This window comes from Pseudomonas sp. SA233, assembly GCF_054792385.1.
In genome coordinates, this window is record NZ_CP096449.1 from 1,336,216 (window position 1) to 1,353,386 (window position 17,171).

A 17,171-nucleotide genomic window follows, 5' to 3' on the forward strand; every position below is an offset into this window, starting at 1 on the left:
CAAGTAATGTGCTCGGGCTTCAGGCGCTCAATCTGGCCTGCGCCGCCAGGCGGTTGATTGCCGCATCCAGTTCGTCCAGTGCCAGCTGTGCCAGCGGGTTTTCCTGCTTGAGCAAGGTTTCGCTGCGCTGGCACGCGGCCCGCAACTGCGGTACGCCGCAATAACGCGAGGCGCCGTTCAGGCGGTGCACCTGTTCGATCAGGCGGTTGCGGTCGTCGGCCTCGCGGGCGGCGCGTATGGCTTCGCGGTCGGCTTCCAGCGAGCTCAGCAGCATGCTCAGCATATCGGCCGCCAGGTCCGCTTTGCCGGCGGCCAGGCGCAGGCCTTCCTCAGGGTCCAGCACCTTCAGGTCATCACCGTTGGCCAGTTGCTCGGCCAGGCGTTCCTGCTCTGGCGCACCCAGGCTCAGGCCGGTCCATTTCATTACCACCTGGGCCAGCTGCCGTTCGCTGATCGGCTTGGTCAGGTAGTCGTCCATGCCTCCGTGCAGCAACGCGCGTTTCTCGTTGGCCATGGCGTGGGCGGTGAGGGCGACGATCGGCAACGGGTTGCCGCTTTGGGTGTTTTCCCACAGGCGGATCTGCTCGGTACAGGCGCGGCCGTCCATGCCGGGCATCTGCACGTCCATCAGCACCAGGTCGAACGGTTCGTCCTGTACCGCCTGTACTGCCGCATAGCCGTTGTCGACGGCCAGCACCTCGGCGCCCAGGTCTTCGAGCAGGGTCTGCACCAGCAGCAGGTTGGCGGGGTTGTCGTCGACGCAGAGGATCTTCGGCTGACGCTGGCCGTTGATGCTGTTCACCTCGCCCTGCGGGCGGCGCGGTTGCACCAGTTCCAGCAACAGGCGGCGCAGTTTGCGTGTGCAGGTCGGCTTGGACAGCAACTGGCCATGGCCGTTGGGCAGGTACGGGTGGTACAGCGCCTGCTCGGTGGTCGGGCACAGCACCACGCACTGGCAATGATAGCGCTCGAGCTGCTGATGGTAATGGCCCAGTTGCTCGGGCGACAGGTTGCCTAGGTTGGCCCCGAGCACGGCGAACTCGAACGGCAGGCCGGCCTGGCTGGCGGCTTGCACGCCCTGCAGCAGTTGGTCGAAGGAGGCGAACAGGCTGACGCTGAGGCCGCAGTCTTCCAGCTGGTGCTCCAACGCCTGGCGCGCCAGTTCGTGGCCATCGACGATGGCTGCGCGGCGGCCCAGCAGCGGTTGCAGCGGCAGCTCCTCGACACCATCGTGGGCCTTGGGCAGGTTGAGGCTGATCCAGAACTGCGAACCCTCGCCCGGGGTGCTGTCGACGCCGATTTCGCCGCCCATCTGCTCGATCAGGCGCTTGGAAATTACCAGCCCCAGGCCGGTGCCGCCAGGCTGGCGGGCCAGCGAGTTGTCGGCCTGGCTGAAGGCCTGGAACAGCGTACGCACATCCTGCGGCGACAAGCCGATGCCGGTGTCCTGCACGCTGATGCGCAGCTGTGCACTGTCCTCGTGCTCATCTTCGAGCATGGCGCGTACGACGATGGTGCCCTCGCGGGTGAACTTGATTGCGTTGCTGACCAGGTTGGTAAGGATCTGCTTGAGCCGCAACGGGTCGCCGATCAGCGACGACGGAGTATCGCGGTAGATCAGGCTGAGCAGTTCCAGCTGCTTGGCGTGGGCGGCCGGGGCGAGGATGGTCAGGGTGTCCTGGATCAGGTCGCGCAGGTTGAAGGGGATGCTGTCGAGCACCAGCTTGCCGGCCTCGATCTTGGAGAAGTCGAGGATCTCGTTGATGATCCCGAGCAGGTTGTCGGCAGACTTCTCGATGGTGCTCAGGTAGTCCAGCTGGCGCGGTGTCAGCTCGCTTTTTTGCAGCAGGTGGGTGAAACCGAGGATGCCGTTGAGCGGGGTGCGGATTTCGTGGCTCATGTTGGCCAGGAATTCCGACTTGATGCGGCTGGCCTCCAAGGCTTCCTTGCGCGCCATGTCCAGCTCGATGTTCTGGATCTCGATGGTTTCCAGGTTCTGGCGTACGTCCTCGGTGGCCTGGTCGATGCTGTGCTGCAGCTCTTCGTGGGCGTTGTGAAGGGTTTCGGCCATGCGGTTGATGCCGCGCGCCAGCTCGTCAAGCTCGTGGCTGCCCATGGCCGGCAGGCGCTCCTCGAGGTGGCCGTCCTTGAGCTGGTTGACCGCGTGCTTGATGCGCTTGATCGGGTCGTTGATGGTGCGGCTCATGCGCAGTGCCAGCAGGCCGCTGAGCACCAGGCAGGCGAGAATCAGCAACAGGCTGGTGAACAGGTTGCGGTAGCCGCGCAACAGGGTGCCGTCGTGGGACAGCTCGATCTCGACCCAGCCCAGCAGACGTTCGGCTTCGGTCGGCACGGCATCGGTGGCCAGGTCGCGGTGGTGGCCGAACACTGGCATCAGATAGCGGGTGGCGTCATTGCCACTGCGTTGCAGCAGCTGGGTGCCGGTGCCGCCGCTGGGCGGCTGGTTGAGCATGCTCGGGCCGGCATGAGCCAGGCGCGTGCGGTCCGGGGCCAGGAAGGCGACTGCGCGCACATCGGCCTGCTCCAGTGTTTGTGCGGCAATGCGCTCAAGTTGTGCCGGTGTCAGCTTGGCCATGGCGGGCGCGGCCAACGGCGCCAGTTGCTCGGCGATCATCTTGCCGCGTTGCAGCAGCTGGGTGCGCAGGTCGTTCTGTTGCAGCCAGGTGAAGTAGCTACCCAGCACCAATGCCATTAGGCCGGCCGGCAGCAGGGCCAGCAGCAGGACCCGGCTGCGAATTCCCAAGCGATCGAGCACACTCGCCTCCTGTCATGTGCCTGGACACCGTCAAGCGATGACGGCCAAGCCGGGAAGTTACTCCGCCTGCCGTGCTATTGCACCTCTTTAGTACGTGTTTTGTGCCCTTGCAGCGGCATTGGTCGCAGGGCGGTTGCCTGGCAGGCGCTGGATACTCAATAATCACCCAATTGAGAATGCATGGCAGTTGCCAATGAATCCTGTAGCTATTCACAACTCCAATATCCTCGCCATCGAGGATGATCCGGTCCTCGGTGCCTATCTGCACGAAGAGCTGCAGCGCGGCGGCTTCCAGGTGACTTGGTGCCGCAACGGCCTGGAGGGCCTTGAAACGGCGGGCCGCCATGCTTTCGACGTGGTGCTCATGGACATCCTGCTGCCCGGGCTAAACGGCCTGGATGCCCTGGCGCAGTTGCGCAAGCGCAGCGCCACGCCGGTGATCCTGATGTCGGCGCTAGGTGCCGAAGCCGACCGCATCAGCGGCTTCCAGCGTGGTGCCGACGACTACCTGCCCAAGCCGTTCAGCATGGCAGAGCTGCGGGTGCGCATCGAGGCTATCCTGCGCCGTGTGGCCCTCGAGCGGCGCCATCAAGCCCCGCAGGTGCAGGAAGGCAGTGGCGAGTTGCAATATGACGAGGCGCTGTGCGACGTGCGCCTGGATGGCCGCCTGGCCGGCCTGACACCCAGCGAATACCGCCTGCTCGACATTCTCAACCGCAACCTCGACGAAGTCCTGAGCAAGCCGTTCCTTTACCAGCAAGTACTGCAGCGAGGCTATTCGCGGCATGACCGCAGCCTGGACATGCACGTCAGCCAGATACGCCGCAAGCTCAAGGGCATCGGCTATCACGAACGGCAGATCCGTACAGTGTGGGGCAAGGGCTACGTGCTCAGCGCCAGCGAGGCGGAGTAACCCATGCTCGACCGCCATTCGCTGTTCTGGAAGCTGGCGATCCTGCTGGTGGGCTTCTGCCTGCTGATGATTGGCCTCAGTTACACCTGGGGTCGGCACATGGAGACCCAGAACGCCTTCCTTTCGGAGCCGGCGCGGCAGGCTTTGCGTGGCTATGCCGCCGAGGCCGAGCAGGCATGGCGCAGTGGTGGGCGGGCAGGGCTGGACCGCTGGGTGGCGGCGATGCACCAGCGCGAACGCGGCTGGGTTGGCGTGCTCGACCTGAACCTGCGGCCGCTCGACAGCGCCAGCCCCGACCCGCAGATCATGCAGCGGTTGACCCGCCTGCGCGGTGTCGACTGGCCGATGAGCCGGCGCAGTGTCGACCAGCCGTGGTTGCGCATACCGTTCCCGGGGGCACCGGAGCAGGGCATGTTGGTGATCGAACTGCCGCAGCGCTTCAACCCCGGCCAGTACCGGATGCTGTGGCGTATCGTCACCAACGGCATCATCCCGGGTCTGTTCACCCTGCTGTTATGTGTTGGCCTTTATCGCATGCTGATCGTGCCGTTGAACCAATTGCGCGAGCAGGCCAATGCCTGGCGCGCCGACCAGTTGTCGGCTCGCCTCGACTCACGCACCATCGCCCGGCATGACGAGCTGGGTGAACTGGCCCGTGCCTTCGACCAGATGGCCGAGCGGCTGCAGGGCACGGTAGCCATGCAGCAGCAGTTGCTGCGTGATCTGTCTCACGAAATGCGTACGCCACTCAGCCGGCTGCGGGTGGCCTGCGATGGTGAAACCGACCTGCAGCGCCTGCGTGAACGCCTGACACGGGAGGTGGACTGCATGCAGCAGCTGGTCGAGGATACCCTGCAACTGGCCTGGCAGGACGCCGAACGTGCGCCAATGAACCTTGAGCCGATCGAGGTGCAGGCGCTGTGGGAGCTGCTGGCCGAGAATGCCAGTTACGAAAGCGGCTGGGCACCGGCGCGGCTGCGCTGCGAAGTGCCGGCGGACTGCTGGGTGCAGGGCAACCTGAACTACCTGGCCCAGGCGCTGGAGAACATGTTGCGCAATGCCATTCGTCACTCGCCGGCCGAGGGTGTGGTGCGCCTCGGTGGGCAGCGTGAAGGCGGGTATTGGCGGTTGTGGCTGGAAGACGAAGGCGGTGGCGTGGCTGAAGAAGACCTGGAGCGGATCTTTGCACCGTTCTCACGGCTGGACGGTTCGCGGCCCGGGGATGGTGGTTTCGGCCTGGGGCTGAGCATCGCCCGCAGTGCAATCCAGCGTCAGGGTGGCACCTTGTGGGCGCAGAATGGCAAGCATGGGCTGCGGCTGTGGATGAGATTGCCGTTACATGTGCCGGCCTCTTCGCGGGTGAACCCGCTCCCACAGGTTCATCACTACTCTTGAGGCCAGTGGAGTCCCTGTGGGAGCGGGTTCACCCGCGAAAGGGCCGGTACAGGCTATCGATATAGCTTGTAGCTATATTCATCACAGATTGCGTGATATGGCCGGGAAGGGTTTGCCGGTATGATAGGCACCCCTGCCGTCCGGATTGTGAAATACGCCATGACCTTGCAGTACCCAACCATCGCCGATTGCGTCGGCAATACGCCCCTGGTTCGCCTGCAGCGTATCGCTGGCGAAACCAGCAACACCCTCCTGCTCAAGCTCGAAGGTAACAATCCCGCCGGCTCGGTGAAGGACCGCCCGGCACTGTCGATGATCACCCGCGCCGAACTGCGCGGCCAGATCAAGCCCGGCGATACCCTGATCGAAGCCACCTCCGGCAACACCGGCATCGCCTTGGCGATGGCTGCGGCGATCAAGGGCTACAAGATGATCCTGATCATGCCCGACAACTCCACCGCCGAACGCAAGGCCGCCATGACCGCCTACGGCGCCGAGCTGATCCTGGTGACCAAGGAAGAGGGCATGGAGGGCGCCCGTGACCTGGCCGAGAAGCTGCAGGCCGAAGGCCGCGGCCTGGTGCTGGACCAGTTCGCCAACGGCGACAACCCCATCGCCCACTACAGCAGCACCGGCCCCGAGATCTGGCAGCAGACCCAGGGCACCATCACCCATTTCGTCAGCTCCATGGGTACCACCGGCACCATCATGGGCTGCTCGCAGTACCTCAAGGAACAAAACCCGGCGGTGCAGATCATCGGCCTGCAACCAATGGAAGGCTCGGCAATTCCGGGCATCCGCCGCTGGCCCGAGGAATACCTGCCGAAAATCTTCGACGCCAGCCGTGTCGACCGCGTGGTCGACATGTCGCAGCAGGAAGCCGAGGAAACCACCCGCCGCCTTGCCCGTGAAGAGGGCATTTTCTGCGGCGTGTCTTCCGGTGGTGCAGTCGCGGCCATGCTGCGCCTGTCCCGCGAGGTGGAAAATGCCACGATGGTCGCGATCATCTGCGACCGCGGCGACCGTTACCTGTCCACCGGCCTGTTCGACCCGAGCTAAATGTCCAAGAAGAAAAGCAACAGCGGCCTGCGCTTCCAGCCGGCCGGCGGCAACCGCAGCCCCCAGGTCCCGGTGGGCAAGAAGCAGCGCCTGGAAATCGAGCGCCTGGCCGGTGACGGCCGGGGCATTGCCTTCCACGAAGGGCGCACCTGGTTCGTCAGCGGCGCCCTGGCCGGTGAGGCCGTCGAGGCGCGGGTGCTCAATGCCCGTGGCAAAGTGGTCGAGGCCCGCCTGGAGCGCCTGCTGCAGGCCAGCCCCGAACGCCGTCAGGCACCGTGCCGGTATTACGAGCGTTGCGGAGGCTGCAACCTGCAGCACCTGCCGCACGAAGCGCAACTGGCGCTCAAGCAGCGCACCCTGGCAGAGCAGCTTCAGCGGGTGGCCGGCGTGCAGCCCGAGGAATGGGCCGCACCGCTGAGTGGGCCGGAGTTCGGCTACCGGCGCCGCGCCCGCGTGGCCGTGCGCTGGGACGCCAAGGCGCGTCAGCTGGAGGTCGGCTTCCGTGCCGAAGCCAGCCAGGACATCATTGCCATCGACGATTGCGCGGTGCTGGTACAGCCCTTGCAATCGATTCTGCGCCACTTGCCGACCGTGCTGCGCTCGCTGAGCAAGCCGCAGGCGCTGGGTCATGTGGAACTGTTCAGCGGCACTGCCGAGGCGCTGCTGGTGCGCCATGTCGCGCCGTTGCCGGCTGAAGACCTGGCCAGGCTGCAGGCGTTCTGCGAGCAGGCCAATGCCCAGCTGTGGCTGCAGGGCGAAGGTGAGCCGGTGCCAGTGGACCCGGCCGCGCAACTGGGCTTTGCCCTGGCGCCCTGGCAGTTGGAACTGGCCTGGCGCCCAGGTGACTTCGTACAGGTGAATGCCCAGGTCAACACGGCGATGATAGAGCAGGCGCTGGCCTGGCTCGCACCGCAGGCCGACGAGCGCGTGCTGGACCTGTTCTGCGGCCTGGGCAACTTCGCCCTGCCACTGGCCCGGCAGGCGCGCGAGGTAGTGGCAGTGGAAGGAGTGCAGGCCATGGTCGATCGGGCCGCGGCCAATGCCCGGAACAACAATGTGCATAACGCACGGTTTTTTCAGGCCGATTTATCGCAGCCTTTGGCGGGTGCCGGATGGGCCGCCGAGGGCTTTTCTGCGGTACTCTTGGATCCACCGCGCGACGGTGCTTTCGAGGTGGTGCAAGGCATCGCCCGCCTCAAGGCCAGAAGGCTGGTCTATGTATCGTGCAACCCGGCCACGCTGGCGCGAGACGCGCAGGTGCTGGTCGGCCAGGGGTACCGGTTAAAAAGGGCCGGGATTCTCGACATGTTTCCTCAGACGGCGCATGTCGAGGCCATGGCGTTATTCGAAGCGGGCTAGCTGACTGGCCCCTTGGTGCGGCTTTCATGGAATGGTGGCCGCACGGTGATCGCCAGCGCACCCGTGTGGTGTGCTGTATGGAAAGGTAAAACAAAGATGGTACAGGTGAGAGTGCACCAGCCGGTCAACACCGACGGCAGTATCAATCTCGAAGCATGGTTGGACCATGTGGTAAGCGTCGATTCGGCACTGGATCGCGCAGCGCTGAAAGAGGCCTGCGAGTTTGCCCATGAAGTCGAGAAAAAGGGCAACCCGGCCAAGCATTCCTGGGCGGACGGTACGTCCAGCTTCCAGGCGGGCCTTGAGATCGCGGAAATCCTAGCCGACCTCAAGCTCGACCAGGATTCCCTGGTGGCGGCGGTCATCTACCGCTCGGTGCGCGAGGGCAAGGTGACGCTGGCCGAGGTCAGCCAGCGCTTTGGCCCGGTAGTGTCCAAGCTGATCGACGGTGTGCTGCGCATGGCCGCCATCAGCGCCAGCCTCAGCCCGCGCCAATCGCTGGTGCTGGGCTCGCAGGCGCAGGTCGAGAACCTGCGCAAGATGCTCGTGGCCATGGTCGACGACGTGCGCGTGGCGCTGATCAAGCTGGCCGAGCGCACCTGCGCGATCCGTGCGGTCAAGGCCGCCGACGACGAGAAACGCCTGCGTGTCGCGCGCGAGGTGTTCGATATCTATGCGCCGCTGGCGCACCGCCTGGGTATCGGCCACATCAAGTGGGAGTTGGAAGACCTTTCCTTCCGCTACCTCGAACCCGACCAGTACAAACAGATCGCCAAGCTGCTGCACGAGCGCCGGTTGGACCGCGAGCGGTTCATCAGCGAGGTTATGAACCAGCTGCAGAACGAACTGCTGGCCACTGGCGTCAAGGCCGACATCAGCGGCCGGGCGAAACATATCTATTCGATCTGGCGCAAGATGCAGCGCAAAGGCCTGGAATTCAGCCAGATCTACGACGTGCGCGCGGTACGCGTGCTGGTGCCGGAAATTCGCGACTGCTACACCGCGTTGGGCATCGTGCATACCCTGTGGCGGCATATCCCCAAGGAGTTCGACGATTACATCGCCAACCCCAAGGAGAACGGCTATCGCTCCCTGCACACCGCGGTGATCGGCCCCGAGGGCAAGGTGCTGGAAGTGCAGATCCGTACCCACGGCATGCACGAGGAAGCCGAGCTTGGGGTATGTGCCCACTGGCGCTACAAGGGCACCGACGTCAAGTCCAGTTCCAACCATTACGAAGAGAAGATCTCCTGGCTGCGCCAGGTGCTGGAGTGGCACGAAGAGCTGGGCGATATCGGTGGCCTGGCCGAGCAACTGCGGGTCGACATCGAGCCGGACCGGGTCTATGTGTTCACCCCGGACGGCCACGCCATCGACTTGCCAAAGGGTGCCACGCCGCTGGACTTCGCCTACCGCGTGCACACCGAAATCGGCCACAACTGCCGCGGCGCCAAGATCAACGGGCGCATCGTGCCGCTCAACTACAGCCTGCAGACCGGCGAGCAGGTCGAGATCATCACCAGCAAGCACGGCAATCCCAGCCGTGACTGGTTGAACTCCAACCTGGGCTACGTCACTACCTCGCGGGCGCGGGCTAAAATCGTGCACTGGTTCAAGTTGCAGGCCCGCGACCAGAACGTCGCTGCCGGCAAGACCTTGCTCGAACGCGAGCTCAGCCGCCTGGGCCTGCCGCAGGTGGATTTCGAGCGCCTGGCCGAGAAGACCAACGTCAAGACCGCCGAGGACATGTTCGCCTCGCTCGGTGCCGGCGACCTGCGCCTGGCGCACCTGGTCAACGCCGCCCAGCAACTGCTGGAGCCCGAGCGCATCGAGCAGATCGAACTGGTGCCGCGCAAGCCTACCGGGCCGCGTACCGGCAAGCGTGGCGACATCCAGATCCAGGGTGTCGGCAACCTGCTGACGCAGATGGCCGGTTGCTGCCAGCCGCTGCCTGGCGACGCCATCGTCGGCTACATCACTCAGGGCCGCGGTGTGAGCATCCACCGCCAGGACTGCGCTTCGGTGCTGCAGTTGGCGGGCAAGGAACCGGAGCGCATGATCCAGGTAAGCTGGGGGCCGATCCCGGTGCAGACCTACCCGGTCGACATCGTCATCCGTGCCTACGACCGCCCGGGCTTGCTGCGCGATGTGTCGCAAGTGCTGCTGAACGAAAAGATCAACGTGCTGGCGGTGAACACCCGCTCGAACAAGGAAGACAACACCGCGCTGATGTCGCTGACCATCGAGATTCCAGGCCTGGATGCGCTGGGGCGCCTGCTGGGGCGGATCTCGCAGTTGCCCAACATCATCGAGACGCGGCGTAATCGTACACCTTGAGACCGCGGTGCCTGCTTCGCGGGCTTGCCCGCTCCCACAGGCAAGATGCAGATTTCGAAACCTGCATGCATCCTGTGGGAGCGGGCAAGCCCGCGAAGAAGCCACCACCGAAGGACCTGCCTGAATGACCTACACCCTCGAAGACCTGCTGCACCTCATGGCCCGCCTGCGCGACCCGCAGTACGGCTGCCCATGGGACCTGAAGCAGAACTACGCGAGCATCGTCCCGCACACCATCGAAGAGGCCTACGAGGTTGCCGACACCATCGAGCGCGGCGACTTCGAGCACCTGCAAGGTGAGCTGGGCGACCTGCTGTTCCAGGTGGTCTACTACAGCCAGCTGGCCCGCGAGGAGGGGCGTTTCGAGTTCGACGGCGTGGTCGACAGCATCACCCGCAAGCTCATTCGCCGTCACCCGCATGTATTCCCCACCGGCGAGCTGTATGCGCCGGTGGACACCCCCAGCCTGAACGAGGCCCAGGTCAAGTCACGCTGGGAAGAAATCAAGGCTGAAGAGCGCGCGGAAAAGAGCCAGCCCGAACAGCTGTCGTTGCTCGACGACGTACCAGCGGCATTGCCGGCGTTGTCGCGGGCAGCCAAACTGCAAAAGCGCGCAGCCACGGTTGGTTTCGACTGGCCCGCGGCATTGCCGGTGCTGGACAAGGTGCGCGAAGAGCTGGACGAAGTGCTGCAGGCCATGGCCGACGGCGATGCCGATGCGCTCGAGGATGAAATCGGCGACCTGTTGTTTGCCGCCGTCAACCTGGCCCGCCACCTCAAACATGACCCGGAACACGCCCTGCGCCGTGCCAATCGCAAGTTCGAGCGGCGTTTCCGCTTCATCGAACAGGCATTGCGCGACAGTGGCCGCCCCATCGAAGATTGTAACCTTGATGAACTGGACGCCCTTTGGGGTGAAGCCAAACGTCAGGAAAAGAACCTGCCCAGCTGCGGCTGAGCTGTTGCATAAGTGAGTGAACATTCATGAGCCTTTCCCTTCGCGACCAACTGCTCAAAGCCGGTCTGGTCAACCAGAAACAGGTTTCCCAGGCCAACAAGGCCGAGAAGAAACAGAAACGCCTGGAGCACAAAGGCCAGGTCGAGGTGGACGACAGCCAGCAGCGCATGGCCAAGGAAGCCATGGCCGAGAAAGCCAAGCGTGACCAGGAACTGAACCGCCAGCAGCAGGAAAAAGCCGAGCAGAAGGCCCGCGCGGCGCAGATCAAGCAGTTGATCGAAGCGACTCGCCTGCCGAAGCTGAGCACCGAGGACTACTACAACTTCGTCGACGACAAGAAGGTCAAGCGCATTGCCGTCAATGCCCTGATGCGGACCAAGCTGAGCAATGGTGCGCTGGCCGTGGTGTCGTTTGCCGGCGGCTATGAGGTGATCCCTCGTGAGGCGGCATTGAAGATCCAGGAGCGCGACCCTGGCCGTGTCCTGCTGCTGAACACCCATGTCGAGGAAGCGGACGAGGACGACCCGTACGCAGCCTACAAGATCCCTGATGATCTGATGTGGTAACCACGAAAAACCCCGCCTTGGCGGGGTTTTTCATTTGAAGATGGGTCATTGCGTGGCGCGCTGGTTTTCCAGGTTTTCCAGCTCTGTACGGTACTGATGCGCTTCATGTTCGTTGTGGAACATCCCCACCAGTTGGCCCTGTTGGTGCACATCCCAGATCCGCACACCAGCGGCCAGGCCTTCGTGGGACATTTTCGATTCGTCGCGTTCGGTTACTTGGACTGTCATCGTTAAACTCCACTGCTTTAGTTGGCTGCGACACTGTGTCGCACAACCTATTTATAGAGTTTGTTAGCAGGCTAAGTAAATAAAACCGGCATGAAACAAGTTTCATGGAAGCCGGAGCGCAGTCAAATGTGGGAGCGGCCTTGTGTCGCGAAAGGGCCGCAGAGCGGCCCCGGCACCCTGAGTCAGGGCAGAGGCCGTGGGGCCGCTGCGCGCCCCTTTCGCGACGCAAGGCCGCTCCCACAAGAGCGCGCCTTCTCCAGTGCAGAAAAAAGCCCCGCACAAGGCGGGGCTTCGGGTACTGCTGGCAGCGCTGGCTCAGTTGCCCTTCACCGGCTTGCCATCGACCGTGCCATCCTGCAGCACGATCACGTATTCCTTGCCATCGGTCTCGACCTGGCGCAGTTGCACCAGCAGGTAGTCCCAGTTCTTGGCGAACCACAGCTCGGTGATGCGCTTGCTCTGGCTTGGGTCGCGCACGCGCTCGACCTTCACCGCATCGACCTGGCCAGTCTTGGTAGTGACCTTTTCGGTGCCCAGCACGCGGAAGTCGTAGGTGTCGATCTCGTCACCATCGACCACCTGGTAGGTCATGCTCTTCTTGCCGGCGGCCAAGTCATGTTGCAGGGCCAGCTGGTAGGACGACTTGTCCAGCACACCACGGTTCAGCGGCAGGTTGATGGCATCGCCACGGTCGCTGCCGGTGACCTTTTTGCTGTTCCAGTCGAAAGTCAGGTCAACCTTCTTGGCCTTGCCCAGGCCACCACGCTCGAAGTGGTACTTCTGTGGCAGCAGGGTGTCGTTGTCCATGCGCAGGGTGCTTTGCTCGGTCAGGCTGGCGATCATCATGGAAGCCTTGAAATTAAGGTCCCAGGTACCGTTGGCATTCTTGACCAGGCTGCGCTCGGCGGTGCCGCTCATGGGCAGTTGCTTCCAGTCTGCGGTATAGCTGGCCGAGAAAGGCTTCAGATCAGCTGCCTGGAGGGGCAGGGCGAGCACGGCGAGAGCCAAGAGCAGGGCGCGACGCATAAATTCTCCTAGGATCGAATCAAGTGACCGCTGGCCGCCAGGGGCTGGCCATCCAGTAATGCACCCTGTTCGCCAAGGCGCAAGCGCCCTTCTGCGAACCAGCGCACCGCCAGCGGGTAAATCAGGTGTTCCTGGCGGTGTACCCGCTGGGCCAGGCTTTCGACGGTATCGTCAGGCACCACCGGTACCACAGCCTGTACGACCAGAGGGCCGCCATCGAGTTCCTCAGTCACGAAGTGTACGCTGCAGCCGTGCTCGGCGTCGCCTGCCTCCAGCGCCCGACGGTGGGTATGCAGGCCCTTGTACCTGGGCAGCAGCGACGGGTGGATGTTGAGCAGGCGGCCCTGGTAGTGGCGCACGAAGTCGCCACTGAGGATGCGCATGAAACCGGCCAGCACCACCAGGTCGGGGGCGAAACCGTCGATGCGCGCCATCAGCGCGGCATCGAAGGCTTCACGGCCGTCGAACTGGGTGTGCTCGAGCACGACGCTGTCGATGCCGGCCGCCGCGGCGCGTTGCAGGCCGTAGGCATCGGCGCGGTTGGAAACCACTGCACGGATGCGTACCGGGCTGTCCTGGCCTTGGCAGCTGTCGATCAGGGCTTGCAGGTTGCTGCCGGAGCCCGACAGCAATACCACTACATTGCAGGTCTTGCTTGGCATCAGTGTGCCTTGAGGTTTTGCAGCTCGACCTGGGCAGCGCCTTCGGCGGCTTCGGCGATGTGGCCGATCACCCATGGCTGCTCGCCAGCGGCGCGCAGTTCGTTCAGGGCTGCTTCTACCTGGTCCTGGGCCACGCAGATGACCATGCCGACGCCGCAGTTCAGCACGCGGTGCATTTCATGCTCGTCGACGTTGCCTTTTTCCTGCAGGAAGTCGAACACCGCCGGGCGCTGCCAGCTGGCCACGTCGATGACCGCCTGGGCGTTGGCCGGCAGTACGCGCGGGATGTTGTCCAGCAGGCCGCCACCGGTGATGTGGGCCATGGCCTTGACCGCGCCGGTGTTCTTGATCAGTTGCAGCAGCGGCTTGACGTAGATGCGGGTCGGAGCCATCAGCAGGTCGGTCAGCGGTTTGCCGTCCAGCTGGGTGTTCTCGATGTCGGTGGCGGACACTTCGAGGATCTTGCGGATCAGCGAGTAGCCGTTGGAGTGCGGGCCCGAGGACGGCAGGGCGATCAGTGCGTCGCCGGTGGCAACCTTGGAGCCGTCGATGATCTCGGCCTTTTCCACCACGCCGACGCAGAAGCCGGCCAGGTCGTAGTCTTCGCCTTCGTACATGCCAGGCATTTCGGCTGTTTCACCGCCGACCAGCGAGCAGCCGGCCAGTTCGCAACCGGCACCGATGCCGGTGACCACGGTGGCGGCCACGTCGACGTTCAGTTTGCCGGTGGCATAGTAGTCGAGGAAGAACAGCGGCTCGGCGCCGCACACGACCAGGTCGTTGACGCACATGGCGACCAGGTCCTGGCCGATGCTGTCGTGCTTGTTCAGGTTCAGTGCCAGGCGCAGCTTGGTGCCGACGCCGTCGGTGCCGGAGACCAGCACCGGCTGCTTGTAGCCGGCCGGGATCTCGCAGAGGGCGCCGAAGCCGCCCAGGCCACCCATGACTTCAGGGCGTGCGGTGCGTTTTGCCACGCCCTTGATGCGTTCGACCAGTGCTTCGCCGGCGTCGATGTCTACACCGGCGTCCTTGTAGCTCAGGGAGGGTTGCTTGCTCATTGATCCAGGCCTTTAGGAGGGAGGGATTCTTAAAAACGACCATGACGGCCAAGGCCGGCTGGTAAGCGGCGGCTGCCTGAAACGTCAGTGGTCTGTGAAGGCGCGCGATTTTATCAGGGTTGCCGGGCAGCGGCCATCCTCAGGCCGACGGGCAGGGCATGAAAATAGGTAAAAAGTTGGGGGTGTTCGCCACGAGAGGTGTGGCGCCTGTGAGATCGAGCGCCGCCCGCGCGGCGCTTCGCAGCACAAGGCTGCTCCTACATCTGTTTCGGGCCAGTAACGCCTGTGCCAGTGCACGCGACCGCCTTGTTTGTCCGGCACGATATCGAGGTGGACACCAAGGGCCCGTGCGCGTCTGCCCCAGGAATAACTGGCCCGAAACAGATGTAGGAGCAGCCTTGTGCTGCGAAGCGCCGCGCGGGCGGCGCTCGATCTCGCAGGCGCCACAAGGGCCGCGCCATGCACGCGCAGGCTCTGAACCTGTTGCGGCGAACACCTGTCAGACCCATCACATTTCCCAGGCAATCTCCGCAACCAATCTTTCATCCTCGCGACTGGTTACCTTTCGCCCCCGTGTATAAGGTATAGGCATTGCGGTAAATGGACAGGAATCCTCCATGCGTCTCTTCAATATTCTGGCAGTCGGTTGCCTGGCCCTGATCTCGGCCAGTGCCCAGGCTGAAAATGTCTCCGGCCTTTACCAGGTGCGCGAGCCGGTCACAGGGCAGGGCGCCGAAGCCCGTGCCGCGGCTACCATCCAGGCTCTCGATACCCTGGTAACGCGCCTGACCGGCGACCCCAAGGCGGCGCAAAGCCCGGCATTGGCCGCTTTGCGCAAGGACCCGCAGCAAATCATCAACCAGGTCGCCAGCGAAGCCGGGCCACCCGAGTCGGTGTTGGTCGAGTTCGACCCTGGCAGTACCGAACGGGCCTTGCGCAAGGCCGGCCTGGCATTGTGGGGCAGCAACCGGCCCTCGATTCTCGGCTGGTGGCTGAACGAAAGTGTCGAAGGCAGCAACCTGGTAGGTGATGGCCAGGCCAGCGCCCAGCCCCTGCGTCGTGCCGCCCAGCACCGTGGCCTGCCGTTGCGCCTGCCGCTGGCCGACTTGCAGGAGCAACTGGTGGCCAATGCCGAGCAGATCGAAGGCAGCGACCCTGCGGCGCTGCGCGAAGCCTCAGGGCGCTACGGCGCCGATGCCTTGCTGGCGGTGCATGCCCGGGAAGCCGACGGCAAATGGCAGGGCAAATGGCAGCTTTGGCTGGGCGACCAGCGTGAACAAGGCACTGCCGAAGGTGCCGACCCGGCAGCACTGGCCGACGCCGTGATGCTGGCGCTCAGCAGCCGCCTGGCGCCGCGCTACGTCACCCGCCCGGGGGCCAGCAGCCAGTTGCAGGTGCAAGTGCAGGGGATGAACCTGCAGCGCTACGCCGAGCTGGCCCGCGTGCTCGAACCCTTTGGCCCGCGCCTGCAGATGGCCGAAGGCAGCACCCTGACCTACGGTGTGACCGCCAACCGCGAACAGCTGCGCGCCCAGCTTGGCCTGGCCAAGCTGCAGGAAGTACCGGTAGAGCAGGCGCCCGCTGTGCAGCCCCCTCCAGCTCCGGCAGACGCTGCCGGCGCTGGGCAACCAGTGCCGGCCCAGCCAGCACCCAAGCCGTTCGACGGTTTGCGTTTTCGCTGGTAAGGGGAGCACACCGTGACCGACGTACGTCGTTGGATCTGGCTGGGCGTTGCCCTGCTGGTCGCCGTGCTGCTTTACAGCCTGCACAACATTCTTACCCCGTTCCTGGTCGGCGTGCTGCTGGCCTATCTGGCCGACCCGCTGGTAGACCGCCTGGAGCGCCTGGGGCTGTCGCGCACCTGGGGCGTGGTGGTGGTGTTCGGCCTGTTCACCTTGCTGTTGCTGGCCTTGCTGCTGGTTTTGGTGCCGCTGCTGGCCAAGCAGCTGGTGCGCCTGTACGAACTGGCGCCGCAGATGCTCGACTGGCTCGAGCACGTGGCGCTGCCCTGGGTGCAGAGCCGGCTGGGCCTGGCTGACGGCTTCTGGAAGTTCGACAAGATCAAGGCCGCCATCGGCTCGCACATGGGCCAGACCACCGATATCGTCGGTGTGCTGCTGTCCCATGCCACTGCCTCGAGCCTGGCGCTGATGGCCTGGCTGGCCAACATGGTGCTGATCCCGGTGGTGGGTTTCTATCTGCTGCGCGACTGGGACCTGATGATGGCCAAGCTGCGTGGCCTGCTGCCGCGCCAGCGTGAGCCGCAAGTGATGGGCCTTGCAGGCGAATGCCATGAGGTGCTGGGGGCGTTCGTGCGCGGGCAATTGATGGTGATGGTGGCCTTGGGCATCATCTATTCGGCCGGGCTGATGCTGGTGGGGCTGGAACTGGGGCTACTGATCGGCATGCTCGCCGGGTTGGCTGCCATCGTGCCGTACATGGGTTTCATCATCGGGATCGGCGCGGCCTTGGTGGCTGGCCTGTTCCAGTTTGGCGGCGACCTGTACCCGATGCTGGGTATCGTCGCAGTGTTCATGGTCGGCCAGGCGCTGGAAGGCATGGTGCTGACCCCGCTGCTGGTCGGTGACCGCATTGGCCTGCACCCGGTTGCGGTGATTTTCGCGATCCTGGCCGGCGGTGAGCTGTTCGGCTTTACCGGGGTGTTGCTGGCGCTGCCGGTGGCGGCGGTGATCATGGTGCTGCTGCGGCATGTGCATGACTTGTACAAGGAATCGGACATGTATGCCGGGGATATCGACCCGGAGTTGTGACCCCGGGGCCGCCTTAATGCCGGCCAGTTAAGAAAATTGGGGCTGCAAAGCAGCCCCAAAACA

General features: G+C 64.1%; 14 protein-coding genes. 9 read left to right on the forward strand and 5 right to left on the reverse strand.

Annotation, left to right across the window (positions count from 1 at the left end):
- Window positions 1-19 precede the first annotated feature (19 nt).
- Entirely contained in the window at window positions 20-2,776 is a 2,757-nt protein-coding gene (locus M1D87_RS06225) for a response regulator (protein ID WP_409279752.1), read from the reverse strand.
- A 193-nt stretch (window positions 2,777-2,969) separates the two neighbouring features.
- Here M1D87_RS06225 and M1D87_RS06230 point away from each other — a divergent pair, with 193 nt between their 5' ends.
- The 7 genes from M1D87_RS06230 to M1D87_RS06260 all read left to right on the forward strand — a co-directional run bounded on the left by M1D87_RS06230 (window position 2,970) and on the right by M1D87_RS06260 (window position 11,363).
- Window positions 2,970-3,689, forward strand: coding sequence for a response regulator transcription factor (locus M1D87_RS06230; protein ID WP_123084259.1), 720 nt, complete (start codon window positions 2,970-2,972; stop codon window positions 3,687-3,689).
- Between the two features lie 3 nt (window positions 3,690-3,692).
- Window positions 3,693-5,084 carry a histidine kinase sensor domain-containing protein gene (locus M1D87_RS06235; RefSeq protein ID WP_409279751.1) on the forward strand — a complete coding sequence of 464 codons (1,392 nt, stop codon included), beginning with the start codon at window positions 3,693-3,695 and terminating at the stop codon, window positions 5,082-5,084.
- 159 nt (window positions 5,085-5,243) lie between these two features.
- Window positions 5,244-6,143, forward strand: coding sequence for a cysteine synthase CysM (cysM, locus tag M1D87_RS06240; RefSeq protein WP_123084258.1), 900 nt, complete (start codon window positions 5,244-5,246; stop codon window positions 6,141-6,143).
- Complete coding sequence (rlmD, locus tag M1D87_RS06245) at window positions 6,144-7,502, forward strand: 23S rRNA (uracil(1939)-C(5))-methyltransferase RlmD (protein ID WP_322265358.1); 1,359 nt, start codon at window positions 6,144-6,146, stop codon at window positions 7,500-7,502. It begins immediately after the preceding gene.
- A 96-nt stretch (window positions 7,503-7,598) separates the two neighbouring features.
- Complete coding sequence (gene relA, locus M1D87_RS06250) at window positions 7,599-9,839, forward strand: GTP diphosphokinase (RefSeq protein ID WP_015269231.1); 2,241 nt, start codon at window positions 7,599-7,601, stop codon at window positions 9,837-9,839.
- A 124-nt stretch (window positions 9,840-9,963) separates the two neighbouring features.
- Window positions 9,964-10,797, forward strand: a complete 834-nt coding sequence (mazG, locus tag M1D87_RS06255; protein ID WP_013971361.1) for a nucleoside triphosphate pyrophosphohydrolase — start codon at window positions 9,964-9,966, stop codon at window positions 10,795-10,797.
- Between the two features lie 26 nt (window positions 10,798-10,823).
- On the forward strand, window positions 10,824-11,363 hold the full coding sequence (locus M1D87_RS06260) for a DUF2058 domain-containing protein (RefSeq protein WP_013971362.1): 540 nt from the start codon (window positions 10,824-10,826) through the stop codon (window positions 11,361-11,363).
- 45 nt (window positions 11,364-11,408) lie between these two features.
- On the opposite strand, the gene M1D87_RS06265 is transcribed toward M1D87_RS06260, so the two are convergent.
- From M1D87_RS06265 to purM, 4 genes are all read right to left on the reverse strand, one after another.
- Window positions 11,409-11,591 carry a hypothetical protein gene (locus M1D87_RS06265; RefSeq protein WP_003257734.1) on the reverse strand — a complete coding sequence of 61 codons (183 nt, stop codon included), beginning with the start codon at window positions 11,589-11,591 and terminating at the stop codon, window positions 11,409-11,411.
- 315 nt (window positions 11,592-11,906) lie between these two features.
- Window positions 11,907-12,617: a DUF3108 domain-containing protein gene (locus tag M1D87_RS06270; protein ID WP_023662920.1), complete on the reverse strand. Its 711-nt coding sequence runs from the start codon at window positions 12,615-12,617 to the stop codon at window positions 11,907-11,909.
- Between the two features lie 8 nt (window positions 12,618-12,625).
- Window positions 12,626-13,279, reverse strand: coding sequence for a phosphoribosylglycinamide formyltransferase (gene purN, locus M1D87_RS06275; protein ID WP_322265359.1), 654 nt, complete (start codon window positions 13,277-13,279; stop codon window positions 12,626-12,628).
- Complete coding sequence (gene purM, locus M1D87_RS06280; protein ID WP_013971366.1) at window positions 13,279-14,337, reverse strand: phosphoribosylformylglycinamidine cyclo-ligase; 1,059 nt, start codon at window positions 14,335-14,337, stop codon at window positions 13,279-13,281. The genes purN and purM overlap by 1 nt, the downstream gene beginning before the upstream one ends.
- Before the next feature lie 617 nt (window positions 14,338-14,954).
- On the opposite strand from purM, the gene M1D87_RS06285 reads away from it, so the two are divergent.
- Window positions 14,955-16,022, forward strand: a complete 1,068-nt coding sequence (locus M1D87_RS06285; RefSeq protein WP_421091606.1) for a DUF2066 domain-containing protein — start codon at window positions 14,955-14,957, stop codon at window positions 16,020-16,022.
- Window positions 16,023-16,034: 12 nt separating this feature from the next.
- On the forward strand, window positions 16,035-17,108 hold the full coding sequence (locus M1D87_RS06290; RefSeq protein WP_054573073.1) for an AI-2E family transporter: 1,074 nt from the start codon (window positions 16,035-16,037) through the stop codon (window positions 17,106-17,108).
- Window positions 17,109-17,171: the final 63 nt, after the last annotated feature.